A 20,613-nucleotide genomic window follows, 5' to 3' on the forward strand; every position below is an offset into this window, starting at 1 on the left:
AATGTCATCGAACCCGCCTAAGGGATTGCGCCTCGATACTGTCACCAGGAGGCGTTTTCGATGGCGACATTGGAGCAGGTCGCGTTCCGGGCAGGATGCTCGCTGGCGACCGCAAGCAGGGTTCTCAACCGCAACGGACCGGCCAGCGACCTGATGGTGCGCAAGGTGCGCCGTGCGGCCGCCGAACTCGGTTATCGCCCGGCCGGCTCGTCCGCCGGCAGGCTCGGACGCAGGCCTGTGATCGGCGTGCTGATTCCGAGCATCACCAATCCGGTGTTTGCCTCGTCGCTGTCGAGCATCCAGAACCGCATGCTGGTGGCCGGCCATGGCGTCCTGATCGCCCAGTCGAATTATGATCCGGCGCGCGAGGCCGATGCCGTCGCAGCACTCCTGAACGACCGGCCGACCGGGCTGATCCTCACCGTCTGCAATCCGTCGACCAGCCAGGCGCTGCTTGCGAAGCTCCCGCCGACCGTGCTGCTCAACAACCTGCCGACGGCGCAGTTTCCGGCGGCTGTTACCGCCGACAATCGTGGCGCCGGCCGCGAGGTCACAACATTTCTGATCGGCATGGGCCATCGCCGCATTCTGTTTCTCTCCGGCAATTTTGTCGCCTCCGACCGCGCCCACCTTCGCTACCGCGGTTATCTCGACGCTATGGCCGAGAACGGGCTGACACCACTCGATGCCGTACAGATCCCGTTCGTCAGCGGCTATGACCAGCTCGATCTTGGCGTCGCGATGACTTCGCTTGCGCCGACGGCGATCATCGCCTCCAACGATCTCCTGGCGCTCGGCGTCATCGGCGCGCTGAAGCGCGAGGGGCTTTCCGTGCCTGGGGATGTTTCGGTCGCCGGCTTCGACGGCATCGCCATCGGCCGGCTGATCGATCCACCGCTGACGACCATCGAAATGCCGGATGCCAGCATGGGGGCGACGGCCGCCTCGCTGCTGCTCGACATGGCGGAGAACGCCGCCCCTGCCCGCCATCTTAATGTCGCCTATACGCTTCGCCGCGGTGGCACCGTGCGCGCCATCTGACGCTTGCGAAACAACAAGGCCGCCACGCGCTCGGCGTGGCGGCCCTGCCCTGTTCCCGATTGGGAAACCGATCAGCTGCGCGGCAGCATGCCCTCGACATCGGCGGCTGCGTCATCGAGCGCTTCCTTCGGCTCGGCCGACTGGTCGACGATGCGCGAGAGATTGTCGACGATGGTCTGCGTGACCTTGACGCCATTCGAGCCTGGGAAGGCATACCAGGGGATCATCACCGGCATCTGGCTGAGGCCTGCCTGGAACAGCGGGTTCTGCTTGTAGAAATCGCCGAGATAATCGGCCGACTTCGCGGCGAGCTCGTTGTTCGGGACATAACCGGTGCCGGGCACGACGACGGAAGCGCCATAAGGGCCGGCGGCGAATTTGGCGAACTTCCAGGCGGCATCCTGCTTGGCGGCGTCATGCGTCAGGATGACGACGGCGTTGCCGCCGGTCGGCAGGCGGCCGTTCACCGGATCGATCAACGGGATCTTGGCGGTGCGCAGATCGAACTTGTTGCCGACATTCTTGATCGTGTTGCGCAGCGCGCCTGTGGTCTGAAACTCAAAACCGACCTTGCCGGCTGCGAAAGCCTGTTCGCCGGCGGCCTTGGTGAACACAGGCATACCGCCTTCGGTGACCAGGCGATGCAAGACTTCGACGGCCTTCTGGCCTTCCGGCCCATTGAAGGCAACCTTGCTTTCGTCGTCGCTCAGCATCTTGCCGCCGGCGCCGAAGAGCAGTGCCGAAAACATCCAGTCGTCGCCCTGCCAGCGGAAGTCGATGCCGTCGACGCCATTGCCGAGCGCCTTGATCTTGCCACCGAGCGCGATGACCTCATCCCAGGTCTTCGGCGGATTTTCCGGATCGCCGCCGGCCGCCTTCACGAGATCGGCGTTGTAATACATGATCGGGTTGGAGGTCGCGAAAGCCAGGCCCACCTGCTTGCCCTTGACCTGAGCAAGCTTGAGGATCGTGTCGGAGAAGCCCTGCTCGCCCATGTTGCCGTCCTTCTGGACGAGCGGACCGAGGTCGACGGCGACGTCGCGTTCGTCGAGCATGCGCAGGCGATTGAGGCCGATGAAGGTGATATCGGGCATTTCGCTGGTGCCGACCTGGCGAAGGATCGTCTGGATGCCTTCTTCATAGGTGGCCGACGGGCTGGCGAACTGGATCTTGATATCGGGATTTTCTTCCATGAACTTCTTCGAGATCGTGTCCATCACGTCCTTGAAGAAGCCCGGCATCGGGTAGTGAACCGTCAGCGTCGTCTCGGCATGCGCGGGAAGCGCGATTGCCATCGAGACGGCCGCTGCGGCGAGAAGCTGGGTGATATGTTTCATCGCTCGTTCTCCTGGGTTGAAACCGGTCAGCCTTTGAGACCGGTCATGGTGATGCCTTCGACGAAGCGCTTCTGCGCAAGCAGGAAGGCGATGACGAGGGGAAGGGTAATGGTGAGGGTCGCCGCCATCAGCGCGCCGTAGTCGTCGCCGGCCTCGGCGGCGCGGAAATACATCAGGCCGAGCGGCGGTGTGGCATAGTCCTGCTTGCTGATGACGATCAGCGGCCAGTAGAGATCGTTCCAATGGGCGACGACCGAAAAGATGGCGAAGGCCGTGACCGCCGGCCAGGCATTCGGCACGATGACGCGGGCGACGATTCCGAGTTCCGACATACCGTCGAGACGTGCGGCATGGATGAGATCATCAGGCATGGCGCGGAAGAACTGCAGGAACATGAAAATTGCGAAGACCGAAATGGTGAAGGGCGCGACCAGGGCGGCATAGCTGTTGAGCAGCGCGGCGCGGTCGAAGGCGACATAGAGCGGCAGCGCGGTCGCATGGATCGGCACTAGCAGGCCGAGCATGACAAGCACCATCATGGCGCGGGCGGCGCCGAAGCGCAGCTTTGCCATGGCGTAGGCGCAAGGGATCGCCACCAGCACCTGGAAAAAGAAGATCAGCCCGCAGACGACGACGCCGTTCCACAACAGATGCGCCATCGGTACCCGGCTCAAGGCCTTGGCGAAATTTTCGGCATAGGTGAAGTGCGCCGGGATCAGCGACAGCGACGAGGTGAAGATGTCGCTTTGGGCCTTGCCGGCCGTCGAGATCATGAAGACATAGGGCGACAGGAAGATGATTGCGCCGAGCGAAAGCAGCGCCAGGCGGATGATCCTGCCGAGGGAAGAAGCGTTCGTCATCATGTGTAATGCACCCGGCGATCGAGAACGCGGTACTGCAGGAACATCAGCACCACCAGGATCAGCAGAAAGACCACCGTCATCGCGGAGGCATAACCGACGCGCAGATAGACGAAGCCTTCCTGGTAGATCGTGAAGAGCAGCACCTCCGACGCCTTGTTCGGGCCGCCCTCGGTCAGCGTCTTCACCGTCTCGAAGACCTTGACTGAATTGGTGATGCTGATGGTGATGACGAAAAGCGTCGTCGGCCCGAGCATCGGCCAGGTGACGAGCAGGAACCGGTCGAGGGAGGATCTGGCGCCGTCCACTTCGGCTGCCGCGTAAAGCTCGCGCGGGATTGCCGTCAGTCCGGCCAGGAACAGCACCATATTGAAGCCGGCCGATTGCCAGACGCCGATGATCGAGAGGCTGTAAAGCACCGTGCCGGAGCTGCCCAGCCAGTTCGGGCCGGGAATCCCGACGAGGGCGAGCAGTGCGTTGAGCGGGCCGATTGTGGGGTGGAACATATATTGCCAGACGGTCGCCATAGCGACGATCAGCGAGGCGACCGGGAGGAAATAGGCAGTGCGGAAGAAGCTGCGCGCCTTCGTCTCGCTCTCGATCAACATGGCGATGCCGAGACCGAGAAGGATCGAGACGGGTGCTACGACCGCGGTATAGACCGTCGTATTCCACAGCGACTTGCGAAACGTGCGGTCGGTGACCAAATGCGCGTAATTCTCGAAGCCGACGAAACGGAACTTGCCGTAGCCGAGTTCGAAATCGGTGAAGCCGAGCACGATGACTGATGCAACCGGCAAAAGCACGAAGAGGAATAGCAGGACCATCGCCGGCATCACCAGCATCCAGGCGATGCGGGCCTCGCTGCGCCGATGCGCAACGGCGGCATCCTGCGGCACGGCCATGGAGACGATGCTAGCCATGCGCCCTCTCCCGCTGGGCATCGCTTATTGCGAGCCCGGCATCGCTTGTAGCGAGCCCGGCATCGGCAGCGCCGAGCCCTGCATCACCCACTGCAACGCCGCCGGCCAGCCGGCTGCCGTCTTCGGCAAAGATCAGCGTGCGGTCGGGCAAAAGCCGCAGCCCGACCGGATCGCCGGCAACAAGGCCGGAGGCTTCGGCCGGTTGAACCTTGGCGACGATAGTCTCGCCGATCGCGTCCAGCCGGCAATGGAGGATGACTTCGGAGCCCAGGAATTCGACGCGTTCGATACTAGCGGCAAGGCCGTCATGCCGGCTCTTGGAGACAAAGACGAATTCCGGGCGAATGGCGAGCGTGACCGGCATCTTGCCGCCGGGCGCATTCTCAAGCGCCAGGCGCAGGCCGCCGCAGAGAATGACGCCGCCTTCGGCAAAGGCCGGCAGGAGATTGATGCGCGGCTGGCCGATGAAGCGGGCGACCTCGATATGGGCGGGATCGTCGTAGATGACCTCGGGGCTGGCGATCTGCAGCAACTTTCCGCCCATCATCACGGCGACACGGTCGGCGATGGAAAGCGCTTCCGCCTGGTCGTGAGTGACATAGAGCGTCGGCACGCCGGCGCGGCGATGCAGGTCGACGATCTCGCCTCGGGCGTGAACGCGCAGATTGGCATCGAGATTGGAGAGCGGTTCGTCCATCAGGAAGATGCTCGGCTGGCGCACCATGGCGCGGGCCAGCGCCACGCGCTGACGTTGGCCGCCCGACATCTGGCCGGGCTTGCGGTCAAGCAGGTGGTCGATCTTCAGCGATGTCGCCATATCCCTGACGTCGCGGGCGATCGCCCTCCGGGTGGCGCGCTGGCCCGGCATCAACGACCCGATGAAGGGCAGCCGCTGCATCCTCGACAACCGACGCATCGCCAAAGGCACGGCGATATTCTCAGAGGCCGTCAGATGCGGATAAAGCGCGTAGGACTGAAAGACCATGGCGATGTTGCGGTCGGCGGCCGCAACGCCGGACATATCCAGCCCGCCGATCAGGATCTCGCCCTGGTCGGCGTGGTCGAGGCCGGCAAGGACGCGCAACAGCGTGCTCTTGCCGCACCCGGAAGGACCGACCAGCGCGATGAATTCGCCGGCGGCGACATCCAGGCTGACGCCATCAAGGATCTGGTTGCCGCCGAACGCCTTAGCGATGCCGCGAAGCGAGAGCGCGCTCATTCGACGGGTTCCCGCTGCTTGACCGCCTGGGGGTAGACCTCGTGCACGACATCGTCGAGCACATGCGCGGTCATGCCGGGAACGGCGACGATCGTGCTTTCGACACCAGTATCGAACTCGTGGACGACAGCGCCGATCAGGCGCTCGCCCGGCATCTCGCGCTCCATCTTGTCGATGATGAAGGCGGCCGACGGACCCCATGTCAGCTGGGTATTGCCGAAGCGACCCTGCCAGGCCCAATGGAGATGGCCGCTTGCGAACAGCGCCACGTCATGAGCAGCGATCAGATCATAGAGCCGCCGGCGCTGAGCCGGGCGAACGCTCCAATATCCGGTATCGCCTTCGCCGGGTGCATCGACGAACAGCGGCTTGTGCGCAAACAGCGCCACCCGCCGCCCTGCCCTGTCGGACAGCGCCTGGTGAAGCCATTCGAACTGCGCCTCTTCCTCGTCATCCTCATGACCGAGAAGCAGCGAGTTCAATCCGATGAAGCGCCATCCGGCCGCATCTTCCAGCCAGCGGTCGTCGCCGGCAAGGCTGCGCCAGCGGGACAGCCGCTCGGCAGTGACGGGCTGATCCGATCCCTTGAGGTGGCCGATATCGTGATTGCCGGGGACGATCAGCATCGGGATCGACACCTGACGCATCAGATCCATAGAGAAGGTGATGTCGTCGTCCTTGTCGGCGCCATCGACGGTGAGATCGCCAGTATGGACGATCAGGTCGGCACCGGTCGCTTCGATCCAGGTCAGAAGCGGCGCCCAGTTGCCGTTGAAATGCGGCTTGCCGGGGCTGAAATGGGTGTCGGTGATCTGAATGATTTTCATGGGGCGCGTCTCCGAGACGTCGGCAGCGCCTCACGGGCGCTCCCTTCTCGTGCCCTCTCTAGAAGGCTCCCATGTCAATCACACAGCTGGAGTTTTCACCTGTTTCTCAGTTTTGACATCAATCTGTCATGTAAGAAGAAGGCTGCCCGCGGGAACCGGGGCAGCCTTCGCCTGCATTTGGAATTGAGATCGCGGTGAAATCAGTGCCGTCGTGCGTTGGCGGGAATGGATGATACCGTTGCCGAGACAGGGTCGCTTGCAGGAAAGCTGTCCTCGAGGCCTTCATCGAGTTCCTCTTCCAGCGTTTGCCTGTCGCCGGCCGAACGCGCACTCGGCTGGCCGATCAAACCCTTGCTGCCTTCGTCGAAATTGCCGTTGCTCAAGGCATCGTAACGGTTGATGCTGCCGTCTGCTTCCGCGCCGGCAAAGGCGGTCAGCTGAACCATCATGACCTTGGCGTGGTCGACCGCCGTCGTGTCATCGAGCTCGCCATGGGAGTTGTCGATTTTGACGGAAATCGATTCTCCTCCCTCGCCCAGGAATTCGACGGTGAAGATGTCGCCGGCCTGCGTCACCCGAGTATCGATCAGCTGCATGGAAACCTCCTGTGTTCATGCACCTCAACGGCCATCGAGGTCCGGAGTTCCATTTCAATGCAAGCGGCCGGCCTCGCGACGATTGACCGGCTCGGGAACAAATAATGCGGATGCGAGTTCGTTCGAGGTTCAACAGGTCGCGTCCATGTCGAAGTCACCACTGTCGCCCTCTGAAAAACGCTCGTTCTGCGATATTCCGGCAGATCGGAAACGCGCATTGATATCGAGCTATTCGGAGGCGTTGCGAAAACTCGCCAGATCGGCCGAAGCGATCGGACGGGCCGACATGCTGCCAGCGCTGATTGAGGTGGCGGACGGATTGAGAGCATGGCAACCACGATTGCCGAGACAGAGGCCGGCGCCGAAGTGCTGGCGCGCACGGCGCGGCTGGTCCGCGCGACTGAGGGAATGCTGGCGTCGATGTCCTCGTCGTCAAACGTCCATTGAACGTTCCTGAGAACGATCGCGGCTGTCCGGCTAGGCCGGCGGCGATCTCCTTTGCCGAAGACCGGCATTTATGGTTAATTTATTAATAATTGCGGGATTATGAATGGAACCAGACAACCTTTCCAACTGTTGATGCTGCGCCGTGGAGGAACCCCGATGATCCTGAAAATCCTTGCACCCAAGATCGACGCCGATTGCCATGACACCGGCACCTGGCCCGATGGGATCTTTGCCGAAAACCGGATCGATCTTTCCGCTCGCCGCGACGGCCGTCGTCGCTCGCCGCATGAGCGCGACTACGGCAATGACAGGAAAGTGGAAAACCTGCCGCTCGGCTTTGCCTGACCATACGGGACGTCGGAAGCGTCAGAGCCTGCGAAAGACCAGAACGCCTGATGCCGGCAACACGGCATTCAGCACTCCCGCCGTTGCTCTGATTCTTCCGCCGCCATTACCGACGTTCCAGCCGCCATATATCTTAGCATCGGTGTTGAAGATCTCCTCCCAGAGGTCATCGCCCAGGCGTTCGCTGTACAGCCGATAGCCGTGTTCGAAGGGAGCGTCGTTCAGCGACCCCACGACGAGGCAATCCTCGCCGTCGTTCCATCGATGAAACGCGATCACCCGATTTTCGTCGTGAACCACGGGAATGGCGATGTTGCGGGATCGAATAGCATCCTGATGGACGCTGAGCGCGATGAGATCGCGATAACAGCTGAGCATCCCCGCGCCGCTACCATCAGCTTCGCCGAGAATATTCTCCCGGTTCTCGAGGAAATCATTGTAGCGATAGGGTTTCTGGGCGCCGATTTCCTCACCCATGAAAAACATCGGCGTCCCCGGCGATGGCAGCGTCATCGCCGCTGCGAACCGGGATCTCGCCTCCGCCCACGCCCTGGTCTCACCGGCGATTGGCGCGAAATTGACGGCGATAACAGCGGTTCGCGCCGATCCTTCACGATTGCCGCAATCGTCATGCGACTGGTTGTAGACCACCTTGGATCGCGCGCTCGTCTGCAGCGCGCCGGCAAGAGACGACATGGTCAGCGCCCGCTTGTCGCCGAAACCGGCATTCTTCAACAGCTGCGCCTGCGCGCCGCCGTGATATTCGACGAGGTTGTGATGAAAATCACCGTACCAGGTCGCATCGAAGCCGAGCCCGTCGCCGGTCAGGCTTGGCTCGGTCATCGCCGACCAATCCGAATAATCCTCGGCCGTCAGGAAAAGCTGCGGCTTGATCAGCCGCATCGTGCGGGTCCACTGCTTCAGGAACTTGGCCCCGAAGGCCGCGGCCCGATCGGCGCGCCGGCCATCGGCATGCAGCACCGGATATTGATGGATCGAACTGGTCTGATCAAGGCGGAAACTATCGATATGGCAGACGGAGACGAGAAATGCCGCGCTGGAGACGAAAAGCTGGCGCACGGCTTCCTCATGGAAGCGGGGCGCCCATCCCGTGGAGATGTTGTCGATATAGCCGCCTGTCGGATCGGCGTAGTCGCCGGGGCGTCCCTCATACCAATAATAGATGTTGCGGGTTTGATCGGTGGAATCATAGGCCCATTGCGCCCGCTCGCCATCCGGATCGAAGTGGTTATAACAGACATCGAGGATAACGGCGATGCCGCGCTGGTGGCAGACCTTCACGAACATCTTCAGCCGATCGGTACCGCCAGCCCCCTGGTCGGCGGCAAAGAAATGCGACGTGCCGTAACCCCAGTTGGCCCGGGTCTCGAATTCCGCAATCGGCAGCAGTTCCACGGCGTTGACGCCGAGCGCCGACAGATGCTCAACGAAGGCAATGGCATCATCAAGTGTGCCGGGCGCGGCCTTGCCGAAACCGAGTGCGCCGACGTGCAATTCATAGATCACCAGATCCTCGAGCCGCTCCGGAAGTGTTCGGCCGCCAACGAATTCGTCAACCCAGAACGTCTCGGCGGCAACCTCCTGCCCGGATGGAAGTACGACCCGCTTCGGATCGCAGACGACCGAGCAGCTTTGCGGTCCGTCCAATGCCGCCGGCGATCCGTGATAGACGGCTCCATCCGGATCGAAGTCTCCGGCGCCGATCTGCATGAGCGACCAGATATCCGTGCGGTAAGCAACCGATCCATCATCCCTGGTGATGCGGTACATATAGGGCGTGCCGACCATGCTGTCGAAATCGGAAAGGCCGTCGTCCTCGCCGGTTTCAACGCTCCAGAATCCATCAACGGTCCTTCGCATCCCGATGGTTGCGACCGTTCCGGTGCCGTCGTCGGCGACGTAGCCGATGGCAGGATCGGCTATCACGAGCGAAATCGCCCTGGCGTTTGGCGCCCAGACCGAAAAGCGGATGCCGTCGGAACTGTTGGGCTTCTCAACCCGGTTCGCTCCCAGACGGCCGATCCACGTCAGATAATAGGTCTGCGGCCCGATTCCCTGCTGGAGATGGAAGGAGCATTCGCGGCGCGAGGAGGCCTCATCGTCCAATTCAGCGGCGATCGCCCATAGGTCTGGAATGCCCGGCCGATCGAGTTCGATCCCCCAGCGAAAATGCGTACCGATCTCGCCATCGGGAAAGGGCACGCGGGCGACAAAAACATCATAGCCATCCTCGTCACGAGAGCGCTGCATCGGATGAGACGTCCACCCGTTCGAGGGACGGCCTTGCTCGTCCCAACTGCCGCGGAGACGGACATTGTCGAACGCCATCGAAGGCAAACCGCTGCGAAACCGGAATTGAACATTGACGGTCATCGATCCTCCAAGCCGTGTCGGATTTGCGGTCCCCGCTCATGCGGCCATCTCACTCGGGCATGATCAGCCGGCTGAATACAAAAATGCAAGCATAGATTCGGCATTCAATGCGATCCGGAACGGGCCACATTCAGGACAACATATCATGGTTAACGGGCAATACTGCGCAGCCCTCCTTCTGTATTAAATCGAATCGGCATCAGAAATGGGATAAATTCCCATCGCCAATTCCCTCATGAACTGGGAGAAAAAATTTGGCTCAAGCCGTTAGAACAAACGATATTATTCGTTCCTTTGGAATTGATACGCATATCGACTATACCGACGGAAAATATTCCAATGTTGGAGAAGTTGTTAAGGCTCTCGACTATCTTGGCCTTGATACGGTCCGCGATCACGCCCCAAACTCCGCTTCCGACCCCAATGGCCAAACGCATCTGGGCGATGCGGCCGAGGCCGGCGTGCAATTCGTCTTCAGTGCCCAGCGGGAAGTCGACCCCGCCACCGTCGCCCAACGGCTGCACGCCTTCGTGCAGGCCCATCCCGGATCGGTCGTTGGCATCGAAGGTCCGAACGAAGTCAACAACTGGCCGGTCAGCTATCATGGCCTGAGCGGCCAGGCAGCAGCGGTTGCCTATCAGAAGGATCTGTTTGCGGCCGTCAGCGCCGATCCCTTGCTGAAGAATATCCCCGTCCTCGGCTTTACCGGATATACGGTCGCGTCGGCCTCCGACTACACGACGATCCACACCTATGCGAAGGATGGCGACCAACCATTCTCATGGCTTTCCCGAGAATCCGGCGTTCAGCGCGCTGCCGATCCGGGCAAGCCGCTGGCGATCACCGAGACCGGTTACCACACCTCGCTCACCGCCGACACCAATGGCGGCTGGGAAGGCGTCAGCGAAGCGACGCAGGCAAAGCTCCTGCTCAATACGCTGATGGACGGCGCGGCACTCGGATCGAAACAGACATTCATCTACGAACTGCTGGACGCCTATTCCGACCCGCAGGGCGCCAATCAGGAAAAGCATTTCGGCCTTTTTCATCTCGACTATTCGGCCAAGCCGGCTGCGACGGCGATCCACAACCTCACCGAAATCCTTGCGGATGACAGCGCTCAGAAGGCGAGCTTCAGCGCCGGAGCGCTCAACTATTCGATCGACGGCCTGCCGTCCTCCGCCCGCAGCCTGCTCACGGAAAAATCGGATGGGAGCTACCAGATCATCCTCTGGAACGAGCCCGATATCTGGAACCAATCCTCCGACACCGCCATTCAGGCTGCGACAACAGCCGTCAAGGTCAATCTCGGCGCCTCGTTCGGCTCCGTTAAGGTCTTCGACCCCGTGACCGGAACGACGGCGATCAAAAGCCTCAGCAACGTCTCATCCCTGACGCTCGATGTCGTCGACCATCCCTTGATCATCGAGGTAGCAGGCAGCGGCGCCAGCACGCCGCCGCCGGCCAACAGCCATCTCTATGGCGGCACCGGCAACGACACCTTCACCGTGACCAATGCCAACCAGATCGTCGACGAAAGCCGGGGCGGCGGAACGGATACCATCAAGGCGTCGATCTCCTTCAGCCTTGCCGATCAGAAGCATACGATTGGAACGATCGAAAACCTCACCTTGACCGGAACGGCCAATCTCAGCGCGACAGGCAACAATACGGCCAACATTCTGACCGGCAACGACGGAAACAATTTCCTCAACGGCGGGAAAGGGAACGACCGATTGATCGGCGGGCTCGGCAACGACAAGCTGTTCGGCAAAACCGGTGCTGACGTTCTCACCGGCGGAGGCGGAGCCGATTCCTTCGTCTTCGATGTGAATCCCAGCAATTCCAGCGTCGACAAGATCGTGGATTTCTCGTCAGCCGCAGGCGATAAGCTGGTGTTCGACGATGCTGTCTTCACCGGGCTCAAGCCATCGAGCTTTTCGGCCGAGAATTTCGTTCTCGGAACAAAAGCGCTCGAGGCTGATGACAAGCTGATCTACGATCAGGCCAGCGGCATTTTATCCTATGATGCGGATGGAAGCGCAGCGGGCGGGGCAATCCATGTCACCGATCTCGACAATTCCGCCGCACTTCACTTCAAAGATCTCCTGCTTGTCTGACCCTGTCGGCCGGTCTCCTTGGGGGGGCGGTCTCCCGCTCTTAGCCTAGATCCCGGCCACATTCTCCATTGACGCCACGCGTGCCGCAACGGTGAGGCCTTTGAGGGCGACGTTTGATATAACTAACTTGCATGATGATAGTCACTGCTGTAGTGACATCAGCCATGCAGCGGACGAGCTTCAGCGACTTCAAATGCCCGGCGGCGCGTGCGCTCGACAGCGTCGGCGACTGGTGGAGCATGCTGATACTGCGCGATGCCTTTCAGGGACTTTCGCGCTTCGACGAATTCCAGAAAAGCCTCGGCGTGGCGCCGAACATCCTGACGCGGCGGCTCAAACATCTGACGGAAAAGGGGCTGTTCGAACGGCGGCTCTACCATCAGCGCCCTGCCCGCTACGAATATCTGCTGACGGAAAAGGGCCGTGATTTCTTTCCTGTTCTGATGACGCTGTTTTCCTGGGGAAGCCGGCACATCCCGGAAGAGGACCTCGCCTTTCTCTTGGGCGATGCCGCTTCCGGCAGAGAGCGCCAGACGATGCTGGTCGATGCGCGGACCGGCGAAGAAGTGACCCCCGAAAACACCAGCCTGCTTGCAGGCCCCGCCGCCGACAACGAGGTGCACGAGCGGATCAACCGCATGCGCGCCTGGTATCTCGGCATCGACGCATAGAAAGGACAAAAGAATGGATCGCATTGTTGTCACCGGCATGGGACTTGTCTCGCCACTCGGCACCGGTGTCGAGCCCGCCTGGAAGCGCCTTCTCGATGGCGGTTCGGGGCTGCGGGTGCTGGTGGAGGATATCGTCGGCGAGCTCTCGGCCAAGGTCGGCGGCATCGTTCCCGGTATCGCGGAAGATGCTGAGGCTGGTTTTGATCCCGACCGTTACATCACGCCCAAGGACCAGAAGAAGATGGACCGCTTCATCCACTTCACCATGGCGGCGACGGAGGAAGCGGTGAGGCAGGCCGGCTGGATGCCGACCGACGAAGTCGAGCGCGAGCGCACGGCAACGATCATCGCGTCGGGCGTCGGCGGATTTCCGGCGATCGCCGAAGCGGTGCGGATCGGCGAAACGCGCGGCGTTCGGCGGCTGTCGCCTTTCACCGTGCCGTCCTTCCTCGTCAACCTCGCCGCCGGCCAGGTCAGCATCCGCTATGGCTTCAAGGGGCCGCTCGGGGCTCCGGTGACGGCGTGTGCGGCCAGCGTCCAGGCAATCGGCGATGCGGCGCGGCTGATCCGCTCCGGCGAAGCAGATGTGGCGATTTGCGGCGGTGCAGAGGCCTGCATCGACAAGGTGAGCCTCGGCGGCTTTGCCGCTGCACGTGCCCTTTCCACCGGTTTCAACGAGACGCCGGAGTTGGCGTCACGGCCCTTCGACACGGCGCGCGACGGTTTCGTCATGGGCGAAGGTGCAGGCGTCCTTGTCATCGAAACACTGGAGCATGCGCTTGCCCGTGGCGCCACGCCGCTCGCCGAACTCGTCGGCTATGGCACCGCTGCGGACGCCTACCACATGACCTCAGGCCCAGAAGACGGCGACGGCGCCCGCCGGGCGATGGAGGCAGCACTCAGGCAGGCGAAGATCCCCGCTTCGGAGGTCAGGCATCTGAACGCGCATGCGACCTCGACACCGGTCGGTGACAGAGGCGAGATCGCGGCGATCGGCACGGTCTTCGGCCGCAATGGCGATATTGCCGTCAGCGCGACGAAATCGGCGACCGGCCACCTGCTTGGCGCCGCCGGCGGCCTGGAGGCGATCTTCACCATCCTTGCGCTGCGCGACCAGATTGCACCGCCGACCCGCAACCTCGATGAGGCTGATCCTGATGCCGGCGGCATCGATATCGTCGGCAAGACGGCGCGGCCGCTAGCGATGAACTATGCGATCACCAACGGTTTCGGCTTCGGCGGGGTGAATGCCAGCGCCCTGTTCCGCCGCTGGTCGTAAAGTTCACTTTCCTTGCGCTGAAAATCGCCTACACTTCTGCTTTATCGGCGATCCTTTCCCCGATAGAGCCGGAGGTACACCATGCGCGCCTTCTTCGCAGTTCTTATTCTGTGTGCCGCGTCCTTTCTCTCCCCTGTCTCGGCCCGCGCCGAAGATCCGATCGACACGACGCGGACGATGATCGAGGACCAGATCAAGGCCTTCCTCAAGGACGATGCCGAGACCGCCTATTCTTTCGCTGCTCCCGGCATCCGGGCACTGTATCCCGACAAGAACCTGTTCTTCGCCATGGTGAAGAAGAGCTACGAGCCGGTCTATCACCCCGGCAATTACGCCTTCGGCCGCAGCCGCTCGATCGACAATGGCGCGCTGATCTATCACGAGGTGCTGATTTCAGGCCGCGACGGCAAGGACTGGACAGCGATCTACCAGATCACGCGTCAGCCGGACGGCAGCTACAGGATCAACGGCGTGCAGATCATGCCAGACGCGGACAGCAAGGGCATCTGACGCGCTGTTTCCACTCTTCGGTGGAAACTCGACAGATTACACGGTTTCGTTGCAATAACGATTTCGAAATCCTCCTGGAGTAACAACGTGCCAACGGAGGGTTGTTGCGTTGAACGCCGGCAAACAATTTTTTACAGCTCTTGAGGCGTTGCGAGGAATTGCGGCTATCATGGTCATGTTCCTCCACACGGGTGGTACGCTGGGTCCGATCCCGGCGAATATCAGTTACCTTGCCGTTGACCTCTTCTTTCTGTTGAGCGGCGTCGTTCTTGCAAATTCATATGAGAAGCGACTGACAAGGGAGCAGATTTCGCCCACCGGGCTTCTGCTACAGCGTATCATTCGACTCTACCCTCTTTATCTTCTTTCGCTTCCGATCGGACTTTTCAGCTATGCGCTTAAAAACGGGTTGGACTACTCCACCCTGGCGGACCTTCTGCTGAGGGCAATTCTGTTCATTCCAAGCGCAAGCCAAGAAGGTATCTTTCCCTTCAACGGGCCCAGCTGGTCGCTCTTCTTCGAGCTCTGGGTCGGAGTGCTGTTCTCCGTGCTTCTGATACGACTGTCATTCAGAAGCTTGCTCGCCATCGCCCTGGGTGCGGCCGGCATCACCATCTTTGGGGCATCGGTCGCAGGTAACTTCGATATTGGTCCCGAGGCGGGCGACTTCAGATTTGGCTTTTCAAGAGTGCTGTTCTCGTTCTCGCTCGGAATCTGCCTTTACAGGTTATATGACGTCCAGAAACCGAATACAGCCAATAACGGCAACGTTATCGGCCTTCTTCTCTGTGGTTGTCTGATCGTCATCGCCAACATACCAGCCCGCATATTCTTCGGTTTCCCATATTTTGATTTTTTAATATGCCTCGTGGTCTTCCCGGCCATTGTCTGGCTTGCGATGCGCACGAGACAGACCGGCCTGGTCGAGCTGGTATTCCGTTGGCTGGGGAGGCTTTCCTATCCGATTTATATCCTGCATGGCCCCATCTTCAGTCTGCTGCAGTCGCTGCGGCAAAAGGGCTTTGACCTTCCTACCTCTCCGGCAGCCGGTATGGTCGTCGTAGTCGGAATTTTCATTGTGGCTGGCATCGCCGCCGTCCACTTCGACGAGCCAGTGCGAAAAAAACTTAGAATAATGGTTGCGCCAAACCCGGCGTCCGCAGTCCCCGCGGTAAGCAACGCGGGGCCGGAGTAGCCTTTACACCGGTTCGAGATCGCCCCTCGCCCATTGCTCCTGCGTTTCCGCCATGAAATCGGCGAAGCGGCCTTCGGCGATCGCCTTGCGGATGCCCTGCATCAGCTCCTGGTAATAAGCGAGATTGTGCCAGGAGAGCAGCATGCCGCCGAGCGCCTCGTTGGAGCGGACGAGATGGTGCAGATAGGCGCGCGAATAATCACGCGAGGCCGGGCAGTTCGACTGTTCGTCGAGCGGGCGCATATCCTCGGCATGGCGGGCATTGCGGATATTGACCTTGCCGCGGCGGGTAAAAGCCAGACCATGGCGGCCCGAACGCGTCGGCATGACGCAGTCGAACATGTCGATGCCGCGGGCGACCGATTTCAGGATATCATCAGGCGTGCCGACGCCCATGAGGTAACGCGGCTTTTCCAGAGGAAGCACGGGCAGCGTCGTTTCCAGCATCTGCAGCATGACATCCTGCGGCTCGCCGACGGCAAGGCCGCCGATCGCATACCCCTTGAGATCGAGCTGGGCCAGCGCCTCAGCCGAGCGGATGCGCAGCGCCGGGATATCGCCGCCCTGGACGATGCCGAACATCGCCTTGCCTGGCTGCTCGCCGAAGGCGACCCTGCAGCGCTCGGCCCAGCGCAGCGACATTTCCATGGCGCGCTCGATCTCCTTCGGCTCGGCCGGCAGCGCCACGCATTCATCGAGCTGCATCTGGATATCGGAGCCGAGCAGCCCCTGGATTTCGATGGAGCGCTCTGGCGACATATGGTGGAGGCTGCCATCGACATGCGACTTGAAGGTGACGCCCTGCTCGTCGAGCTTGCGCAGGCCGGATAGCGACATCACCTGGAAACCGCCCGAGTCCGTCAGGATCGGGTGCTCCCAGCGAATGAGCTTATGCAGGCCGCCGAGACGGGCGACACGCTCGGCCGTCGGCCGCAGCATCAGGTGATAGGTATTGCCGAGGATGATATCGGCGCCGGTCTCGCGCACCTGGTCGAGATACATGGCCTTAACCGTACCGACGGTGCCGACCGGCATGAAGGCCGGCGTGCGGATCTCGCCGCGCGGCATGGAGATTTGGCCGAGGCGTGCGCCGGCATCGGTCTTCTTCAAGGTGAATTGGAAGTTGTCTGTCATCTGTCTTTCCGGAAAAGAAGGCTCGCGTCGCCGTAAGAGTAGAAGCGGTAGCCCGTCGAAATGGCGTGTTGATAAGCCGCGTGCATGGTCTCGAGGCCGGCAAAGGCCGAGACCAGCATGAACAGCGTCGAGCGCGGCAGATGGAAATTGGTCATCAGCATGTCGACCGCCTTGAAGCGGTAACCAGGCGTGATGAAGATGCCGGTAGCGCCGGCCCAGGGCATGATCTCTCCGCTTTCCGCGGCCGCACTCTCGATGAGCCGCAACGAGGTGGTGCCGACACAGATGATGCGCCCGCCTCTTTCCCGCACGGCATTCAGCCGGGCGGCGATCTCAGCGCTGACATAGCCGCTTTCCAGATGCATCTTGTGATCGGCGGTATCGTCGGCCTTGACCGGCAGGAAAGTGCCGGCACCGACGTGCAGCGTGACGAAATGGCGTTCAATGCCGGCCCTATCGAGCGCTTCGAACAGGCCCGGTGTGAAATGCAGGCCGGCGGTGGGGGCGGCAACGGCGCCCTCCTCGCGGGCATAGATCGTCTGGTAGTCGGCGCGGTCGCGTTCGTCCTCGGGACGTTTGGCGGCTATATAGGGCGGCAGCGGGATATGGCCGACGGCGGCGATCGCCTCGTCAAGCGCCGGGCCTGAGAGATCGAACAGCAGCGTCACCTCGCCGGCCTCGCCCTTTTCCCCGACGGTGGCGTCGAGCGAGCCGAGAAAGCAGCTTTCGCCGGAATGGCCGAAGGAGATGCGGTCGCCCTGCTTGATACGCTTGCCCGGCTTGGCGAAGGCCTTCCAGCGGCTGGGGCCGGTGCGCATGTGCAGCGTTGCCGACACCTGCTGGCCGCCGGCGCCGTCACGATGGCGGATGCCCTCGAGCTGGGCGGGAATGACCTTGGTATCGTTAAAGACCAGCGCATCGCCGGGCCGCAGAAAGGATGTGAGATCGCCGACGCGATGGTCCGACAGGCTGTTTTCCGCATTCGGATCGATGACGAGCAGGCGCGCGCTGTCGCGCGGTTCGGCGGGCCTCAACGCTATACGTTCGTCGGGCAGATCGAAGTCGAAAAGGTCTACGCGCATCAGGGCACTTTCAGGCAAAGCGAAACCCGCCCCGCGCAGCTATGCGCAAGGGCGGGTTTCAGCAGAAATCACAATCAGACGTCGGCGGCAACCCGCATGGAGACGATCGAGTCCGGATCGGAAACCGGCTCGCCGCGCTTGATCTTGTCGACGTTGTCCATGCCTTCGATGACCTGGCCCCAGACGGAATACTGCTTGTTCAGCCAGGGCGCGTCGGTGAAGCAGATGAAGAACTGCGAATTGGCCGAGTTCGGGTTCTGCGAACGGGCCATCGAGCAGGTGCCGCGCGTATGCGTGGTCGCAGAGAATTCGGCCTTCAGATCCGGCTTCGAGGAGCCGCCCATGCCGGCGCGGCTGGGATTGAAGGTTTCCGAGCCCTTCTTGCCGAATTCGACATCGCCCGTCTGGGCCATGAAATCCTGGATGACGCGGTGGAAAACGACGCCGTCATAGGCCTTCTCGCGCGCGAGTTCCTTGATGCGGGCGACATGCTCCGGAGCAACCTGCGGCAAAAGCTGAATGACAACCTTGCCCTTGGTGGTTTCCAGAATGACGGTGTTTTCGGGATCCTTGATCTCGACCATTGTCTTCTCCTCTAGTTTTCTCTCGTAACTTACTTGTTGCCCAGGGTGACCTTGATCATCCGGTCGGGACTCTTGACTTCGCCGTTCTGGCCTTCGCCCTTCTTGATCTTGTCGACGTTCTCCATGCCGGAGACGACCTTGCCGACGACGGTGTACTGGCCGTTCAGGAAGGAACCGTCGGCGAACATGATGAAGAACTGCGAATTGGCGGAATTCGGATCCTGCGAGCGGGCCATGCCGACCGTACCGCGCACGAACGGGGTCTTGGAGAATTCAGCCGGGATGTCAGCCATGTCAGAGGAGCCGGTGCCGGCGAGACTCGCATCGAAGCCCTTTTCCATGTTGCCGTATTTGACGTCGCCGGTCTGAGCCATGAAGCCATCGATGACGCGATGGAAGGCGACATTGTCGTATTCGCCCTTCTTGGCCAGCGCCTCGATCTGGGCAACATGCTTCGGCGCCACCTCAGGCATGAGTTGGATGACAACAGGGCCATTCTTCAGCTGGATGGTGAGATAATGATCGGCCGACTGGGCGAAGGCATCCCCCGCGAAGGAGGCGAGATACAACACGCCGGCAAATGCGAGATAAAAGAGTTTCATATGAGCTCCATTGCGGCGGGTTCCGCCTAGTCTTTGCGCTTGCTAGTCTTGCTAGTTTGGGCGCTTGGATGTGAGGGCTTGCAAGACGGCGGCCGGCACGAAAGCGCTGACATCGCCGCCCATGGCGGCGATCTGGCGGACCAATGTGGCGGTAATGGGCCGCGAGGCCGTGCCCGCCGGCAAAAAGATGGTCTGAATATCGGGCGCCATCGTCCGGTTCATGCCGGCCATCTGCATTTCGTAATCGAGATCGGTGCCGTCGCGAAGACCGCGGATCAACAGCGTGGCGCCATGGGTGCGGGCGGCATCGACGACCAGATTGTCGAAGGCGACGACGGTGACGTCGCCGGTCTTGCCAGGCAGCGCTTCAGCCAGTGAACGGCGGATCAGCTCAGCTCTCTCCTCAAAGGAAAAGAGCGGCGCCTTGCCGGGATGGATGCCGATCGCGACGATCACCTTTTCGGCGACGTTGAGCGCCTGGACCAGAACATCCACATGCCCATTGGTGATCGGGTCGAAGGACCCCGGATAGAAAGCTGTCGTCATGTGGCCCGACCGTTGGTTTGACGCCTTTTGTCACGGATGACGCCTTCTCGCAAGTGATTTGGCCAGTCGTTCCGGGCGGCTGAACGGCGGATGAATGTGCCGTTCAAGACCGTTTCAGACAGGATCTGCTTAACTCCGATCATCAAAGCAGCCGATGCCATTCCGGCATCCGGCGCTCCCCGAAAGACCAGGTCCATGCTGATCGTGCTCGTTGCACTTGCCGTCGTTTCCTCCCTCGCCGCCGAGATGGCTTATGGCTATTTCGCCGACCGATACGAGATGAGCTGGGTGCAGCCGGAGCTTGCCGAGCATGCGGCGATCGTGCGCGCTCAGGGCCGGCTGCGTGAAAAAAACGAGCTTCGAATCTGAATGCCAGATGAACGAGACATTCAAGGTCGCTTCAGATCGGCATTGGTAAACACCCGATCAACATCCGGCGGAACCATTTACAGACGGATGCGTTCATTCAACCGATACATAGAGCGGCGCGGAAGGAATAAAAATGCCCGGTAAGATTACGATGATTAACGTGCTCTGGATGGTAATGGTCACGGGCATGTTGACCGCAACTGTCGCTCTCTATGATCAGAAGGTCGATACGTCCAAGGTTTATGGTCCCTATGCTTCGGCCCGGACGGCCGTGCTGGGCCAGTACTGAGGGGCGAGAACGCAACTCCCCAGGAAAGGAATGCCTATGTTCACGATCTTGACAGTGCTCACCGCCCTTATCAGCGTCATGTTCATCGTGTCTGTGGCCTCAACGATTTCAGCGCTCCGGCGCGAGGGCGAAGAGGTGAAGGCTCTGAACGAAAAACATAGAGCGTTCTGACGTTCCTTTCTCTCCTCTTCCCACCCTTGAGCGGCACCCTTCCGTCGCCAGGACCATTCAAAGCCGGATGCA

The 20,613-nt window shown here is 61.1% G+C and carries 22 protein-coding genes and 1 pseudogene; 11 read left to right on the forward strand and 12 right to left on the reverse strand.

From position 1 onward, the window contains the following. Window positions 1-60: 60 nt before the first annotated feature. A complete protein-coding gene (locus BS630_RS33980; RefSeq protein WP_077980992.1) occupies window positions 61-1,041 on the forward strand; it encodes a substrate-binding domain-containing protein in 981 nt (326 codons plus the stop codon). A 71-nt stretch (window positions 1,042-1,112) separates the two neighbouring features. On the opposite strand, the gene BS630_RS33985 is transcribed toward BS630_RS33980, so the two are convergent. The 6 genes from BS630_RS33985 to BS630_RS34010 all read right to left on the reverse strand — a co-directional run bounded on the left by BS630_RS33985 (window position 1,113) and on the right by BS630_RS34010 (window position 6,803). Next, window positions 1,113-2,378, reverse strand: a complete 1,266-nt coding sequence (locus BS630_RS33985) for an ABC transporter substrate-binding protein (protein WP_077980993.1) — start codon at window positions 2,376-2,378, stop codon at window positions 1,113-1,115. Between the two features lie 26 nt (window positions 2,379-2,404). Next, window positions 2,405-3,241 carry a carbohydrate ABC transporter permease gene (locus BS630_RS33990; protein ID WP_077980994.1) on the reverse strand — a complete coding sequence of 279 codons (837 nt, stop codon included), beginning with the start codon at window positions 3,239-3,241 and terminating at the stop codon, window positions 2,405-2,407. Then, window positions 3,238-4,161 carry a carbohydrate ABC transporter permease gene (locus BS630_RS33995; protein ID WP_077980995.1) on the reverse strand — a complete coding sequence of 308 codons (924 nt, stop codon included), beginning with the start codon at window positions 4,159-4,161 and terminating at the stop codon, window positions 3,238-3,240. The genes BS630_RS33990 and BS630_RS33995 overlap by 4 nt, the downstream gene beginning before the upstream one ends. Beyond that, on the reverse strand, window positions 4,154-5,380 hold the full coding sequence (locus tag BS630_RS34000; RefSeq protein WP_077980996.1) for an ABC transporter ATP-binding protein: 1,227 nt from the start codon (window positions 5,378-5,380) through the stop codon (window positions 4,154-4,156). The genes BS630_RS33995 and BS630_RS34000 overlap by 8 nt, the downstream gene beginning before the upstream one ends. Continuing rightward, window positions 5,377-6,207 carry a metallophosphoesterase family protein gene (locus tag BS630_RS34005; protein ID WP_077980997.1) on the reverse strand — a complete coding sequence of 277 codons (831 nt, stop codon included), beginning with the start codon at window positions 6,205-6,207 and terminating at the stop codon, window positions 5,377-5,379. Before BS630_RS34005 ends, BS630_RS34000 begins: the two co-directional genes overlap by 4 nt. A gap of 200 nt (window positions 6,208-6,407) precedes the next feature. Continuing rightward, complete coding sequence (locus tag BS630_RS34010; protein ID WP_077980998.1) at window positions 6,408-6,803, reverse strand: hypothetical protein; 396 nt, start codon at window positions 6,801-6,803, stop codon at window positions 6,408-6,410. Window positions 6,804-6,948: 145 nt separating this feature from the next. On the opposite strand from BS630_RS34010, the pseudogene BS630_RS34015 reads away from it, so the two are divergent. Further along, a pseudogene (locus tag BS630_RS34015) lies at window positions 6,949-7,250 on the forward strand (hypothetical protein). A 156-nt stretch (window positions 7,251-7,406) separates the two neighbouring features. Further along, window positions 7,407-7,595 carry a hypothetical protein gene (locus BS630_RS34020; RefSeq protein WP_003539671.1) on the forward strand — a complete coding sequence of 63 codons (189 nt, stop codon included), beginning with the start codon at window positions 7,407-7,409 and terminating at the stop codon, window positions 7,593-7,595. Window positions 7,596-7,616: 21 nt separating this feature from the next. Here the strand turns inward: BS630_RS34020 and BS630_RS34025 are convergent, their stop codons facing one another. Further along, window positions 7,617-9,989: an alpha-amylase family glycosyl hydrolase gene (locus tag BS630_RS34025; RefSeq protein ID WP_077980999.1), complete on the reverse strand. Its 2,373-nt coding sequence runs from the start codon at window positions 9,987-9,989 to the stop codon at window positions 7,617-7,619. Between the two features lie 254 nt (window positions 9,990-10,243). Between BS630_RS34025 and BS630_RS34030 the strand changes: the two genes are divergently transcribed. From BS630_RS34030 to BS630_RS34050, 5 genes are all read left to right on the forward strand, one after another. After that, window positions 10,244-12,109: a calcium-binding protein gene (locus BS630_RS34030; protein ID WP_077981000.1), complete on the forward strand. Its 1,866-nt coding sequence runs from the start codon at window positions 10,244-10,246 to the stop codon at window positions 12,107-12,109. A 164-nt stretch (window positions 12,110-12,273) separates the two neighbouring features. Further along, a complete protein-coding gene (locus BS630_RS34035; RefSeq protein ID WP_025394552.1) occupies window positions 12,274-12,780 on the forward strand; it encodes a winged helix-turn-helix transcriptional regulator in 507 nt (168 codons plus the stop codon). Between the two features lie 13 nt (window positions 12,781-12,793). Further along, a complete protein-coding gene (fabF, locus tag BS630_RS34040; RefSeq protein WP_077981001.1) occupies window positions 12,794-14,059 on the forward strand; it encodes a beta-ketoacyl-ACP synthase II in 1,266 nt (421 codons plus the stop codon). A gap of 81 nt (window positions 14,060-14,140) precedes the next feature. After that, a complete protein-coding gene (locus tag BS630_RS34045) occupies window positions 14,141-14,569 on the forward strand; it encodes a DUF4864 domain-containing protein (protein ID WP_020049925.1) in 429 nt (142 codons plus the stop codon). A gap of 109 nt (window positions 14,570-14,678) precedes the next feature. Continuing rightward, complete coding sequence (locus tag BS630_RS34050) at window positions 14,679-15,764, forward strand: acyltransferase family protein (protein ID WP_077981002.1); 1,086 nt, start codon at window positions 14,679-14,681, stop codon at window positions 15,762-15,764. Between the two features lie 3 nt (window positions 15,765-15,767). Here BS630_RS34050 and tgt read toward each other — a convergent pair whose 3' ends face one another. The 5 genes from tgt to coaD all read right to left on the reverse strand — a co-directional run bounded on the left by tgt (window position 15,768) and on the right by coaD (window position 19,712). Further along, window positions 15,768-16,898 carry a tRNA guanosine(34) transglycosylase Tgt gene (tgt, locus tag BS630_RS34055; RefSeq protein WP_025394548.1) on the reverse strand — a complete coding sequence of 377 codons (1,131 nt, stop codon included), beginning with the start codon at window positions 16,896-16,898 and terminating at the stop codon, window positions 15,768-15,770. Continuing rightward, the gene (gene queA / locus BS630_RS34060) at window positions 16,895-17,980 is read right to left on the reverse strand and encodes a tRNA preQ1(34) S-adenosylmethionine ribosyltransferase-isomerase QueA (protein WP_077981003.1); all 1,086 of its coding nucleotides are present in this window, start codon (window positions 17,978-17,980) and stop codon (window positions 16,895-16,897) included. Before queA ends, tgt begins: the two co-directional genes overlap by 4 nt. 74 nt (window positions 17,981-18,054) lie before the next feature. Beyond that, window positions 18,055-18,564, reverse strand: coding sequence for a peptidylprolyl isomerase (locus BS630_RS34065; protein ID WP_025394546.1), 510 nt, complete (start codon window positions 18,562-18,564; stop codon window positions 18,055-18,057). A 29-nt stretch (window positions 18,565-18,593) separates the two neighbouring features. Then, window positions 18,594-19,166: a peptidylprolyl isomerase gene (locus tag BS630_RS34070; RefSeq protein ID WP_025394545.1), complete on the reverse strand. Its 573-nt coding sequence runs from the start codon at window positions 19,164-19,166 to the stop codon at window positions 18,594-18,596. 51 nt (window positions 19,167-19,217) lie between these two features. Next, window positions 19,218-19,712: a pantetheine-phosphate adenylyltransferase gene (coaD, locus tag BS630_RS34075; RefSeq protein WP_020049920.1), complete on the reverse strand. Its 495-nt coding sequence runs from the start codon at window positions 19,710-19,712 to the stop codon at window positions 19,218-19,220. Window positions 19,713-19,802: 90 nt separating this feature from the next. Between coaD and BS630_RS34080 the strand changes: the two genes are divergently transcribed. The 3 genes from BS630_RS34080 (at window position 19,803) to BS630_RS38480 (ending at window position 20,541) form a co-directional block, all read left to right on the forward strand. Continuing rightward, window positions 19,803-20,081 carry a hypothetical protein gene (locus BS630_RS34080; RefSeq protein WP_077981004.1) on the forward strand — a complete coding sequence of 93 codons (279 nt, stop codon included), beginning with the start codon at window positions 19,803-19,805 and terminating at the stop codon, window positions 20,079-20,081. Window positions 20,082-20,214: 133 nt separating this feature from the next. Further along, complete coding sequence (locus tag BS630_RS37590) at window positions 20,215-20,370, forward strand: hypothetical protein (protein WP_003539654.1); 156 nt, start codon at window positions 20,215-20,217, stop codon at window positions 20,368-20,370. A gap of 36 nt (window positions 20,371-20,406) precedes the next feature. Further along, window positions 20,407-20,541, forward strand: coding sequence for a hypothetical protein (locus BS630_RS38480; RefSeq protein ID WP_018445350.1), 135 nt, complete (start codon window positions 20,407-20,409; stop codon window positions 20,539-20,541). Window positions 20,542-20,613 lie beyond the last annotated feature (72 nt).

The organism is Rhizobium laguerreae (genome assembly GCF_002008165.1).
In the GTDB taxonomy this organism is placed as follows: Bacteria; Pseudomonadota; Alphaproteobacteria; order Rhizobiales; family Rhizobiaceae; genus Rhizobium; species Rhizobium laguerreae.